Source organism: Halolactibacillus halophilus (assembly GCF_900115605.1).
Classification (GTDB): Bacteria; Bacillota; Bacilli; order Bacillales; family Amphibacillaceae; genus Halolactibacillus; species Halolactibacillus halophilus.
This window is the reverse complement of the sequence record NZ_FOXC01000078.1, coordinates 1-2346: the sequence shown is the minus strand read 5'-3', so window position 1 is coordinate 2346 and position 2346 is coordinate 1. Positions and strand designations below refer to the sequence as shown.

The following is a 2346-nucleotide window of genomic DNA, read 5'->3' as shown; positions in this document are numbered from 1 at the left end:
GTAAGCGCCAATAGAACGAGTATATACCTTACGTGCCATCCTCCATTTACAATAAAGTTAACTTTATTGAAATGGAGGATAATTTTATGACCAATAAACAAGATATTGTACCCGTCACTTTAAAGAGTGAATCGCAGAACCAAATGAACAATAAAAAAACACAGACGAAATCAACCGTTGCTTTTCAAGTAACGACAGAATCAACCACTTATCGTGTATATAATGGTATTGATAAATACATTTTGTATACCCTATTAAAGGGGTTGAGTGAATGATTGTTGATTACACGAAGGTTGATCATATTTACATCGTCTGCGGAAAAACTGACATGCGTAAATCAATTGATGGCCTTGCGGCCATTGTACAAGGTCAGTTTAATCTCAATGTATTTGATAACTGTATCTTTCTTTTCTGCGGAGGTAGTCGTAATAAATACAAAGCGCTATTCTGGGATGGTGATGGATTTATGTTATTATACAAACGCATTGAAGGTGGTAAAATTCAATGGCCACGATCGAACCGAGAGGTTCGTAATATTAGTCAACGCGAGTTGAGATGGTTACTAGAAGGTCTACAGATAGACCAACCAAAAGCCATACAAAACGTTGCGCCAGCGGCTTTTTATTAGAGTAAAACAAGGATGAATTTTTGTCCTTATTTTACTCTTTTTTCTTTATTGTTTAGCTTGCTTATGGTATAATGGTAGAGTAAATAAATAATGAAAAGAGGTGATCAAGATAACAAAGTTAGAGGCAGAGTTAACCGGTAAAGTAGATAAACTGATGATGGAGAATGAATCACTAAAAGCACAAGTGGATTTATTATTGAACAAAATATATGGTCGTTCAAGAGAAAAAGGATCTTATTTAGATGAGAACCAACTCGCTTTATTTAACGATGAAGATTTAAATATCTTTAACGAACCTGAAATAGCTAGCGATCCTAATAGTGAAGAACCAGAGATGGTTGAGGTTATCAAAAAGAAGAGAAAATCAAAACATGATAATATCAATAATACCGTTCCAATCAAAGAAGTGGAATGCTTTCTTGAAGGTGAGGACTGTCAATGCGAATGGTGCAACAGTGAGCTTCGTCCTATCGGACGAGAAGAAGTCAGACGGGAAATAGAATACATACCAGCAACACTTCAAGTGAAAGTATATATTCGCCACGCCTATGAATGTCCAACGTGCAAAGCAGATGGAGAAGATGTCATAGTCAAATCAAAGACGCCTAAACCTGTTATTCCAAAAAGCATTGCCTCACCTAGCGCTGTTGCTTGGTTGCTTCATCAAAAATATGAACAATATATGCCATTCAACCGTCAGAAATCAGAATGGAAACGCGCGGGTATCGAATTAAGTCGAACGACGATGGCAAATTGGGCCATTAAGGTTTCCAAGGATTATTTAGCGCCATTGTATGAATCGCTCCGTAAGGAGCTACTTAAAAATCATATCTTATTCGCTGACGAAACGACGGTGCAGGTATTAAAAGAGAAAGATCGAAAGCCAACATCTAAATCTTATATGTGGCTCTATCGAACAAGAGATTATATCGATCGTGAAATTGTCTTATATGATTATCAAGCCACTCGCGGATCGATCCATCCTAAAACTTTCTTGGCCGATTTTAAAGGTTTTCTTCATAGCGATGGGTATGATGCTTATAATGACCTACCTAACATTACTCGTGTTGGGTGCTTAGCACACTTACGACGGAAATTTCATGAAGCCATCCCAAAAGGAGACGCTCCGGTTACAGCATCTAAGGCTAAAGAAGGTCGTAACTATTGTGATAAGTTATTTAATTTAGAGAAAAAATGGCACAGTCTTTCCACCGAAGAACGCTATAAGAAAAGACAAACAAAGTTACGCCCTGTCTTCGAAGCATTTTTCACGTGGATAGAAGGCGTACATGTACTGCCATCCTCTTTATTAGGTAAAGCCATTACGTACGCTAAAAATCAGAAAGAGTATCTGATGAATGTTCTATTAGATGGCGACTTACATCTATCTAATAATTTAGCGGAACGCAGTATACGCCCTCTCGTTATGGGAAGGAAAGCTTGGTACTTTTCAACGAGCACCGACGGTGCTCTATCAAGTGCCATCACCTATAGCATTATACAGACAGCTAAAGCTAATGGTCTTGATGCCTTCAAGTACCTGACATATCTATTTGAACAAATGCCTAATACGGAAAACTTCACGGATGAATCAGTTATGGAAACTTTTTATCCTTGGAATCCTGATGTTCAGGCGAAATGTCAATAGCCTTTACTACACTTAACATTGTAGCAAAGGCTATTTGTCGTGCCGACCTACCTTATGGATTGGCGCTTAC

Annotated in this window: 3 protein-coding genes; all 3 read left to right on the top strand. The window is 38.0% G+C overall.

The features are described 5' to 3' along the window. Positions 1–86 precede the first annotated feature (86 nt). Positions 87–275: a hypothetical protein gene (locus BM098_RS13120; protein WP_089834095.1), complete on the top strand. Its 189-nt coding sequence runs from the start codon at positions 87–89 to the stop codon at positions 273–275. Further along, a complete protein-coding gene (gene tnpB, locus BM098_RS13115; protein ID WP_089834093.1) occupies positions 272–628 on the top strand; it encodes an IS66 family insertion sequence element accessory protein TnpB in 357 nt (118 codons plus the stop codon). Before BM098_RS13120 ends, tnpB begins: the two co-directional genes overlap by 4 nt. Before the next feature lie 100 nt (positions 629–728). Beyond that, a complete protein-coding gene (tnpC, locus tag BM098_RS13110; protein ID WP_089834091.1) occupies positions 729–2276 on the top strand; it encodes an IS66 family transposase in 1548 nt (515 codons plus the stop codon). Positions 2277–2346 lie beyond the last annotated feature (70 nt).

Coding starts and splice junctions, on each gene's coding strand:
- BM098_RS13120 (WP_089834095.1), top strand. CDS start 87: ATGACCAATAAACAAGATATTGTACCCGTCACTTTAAAGAGTGAATCG.
- tnpB (WP_089834093.1), top strand. CDS start 272: ATGATTGTTGATTACACGAAGGTTGATCATATTTACATCGTCTGCGGA.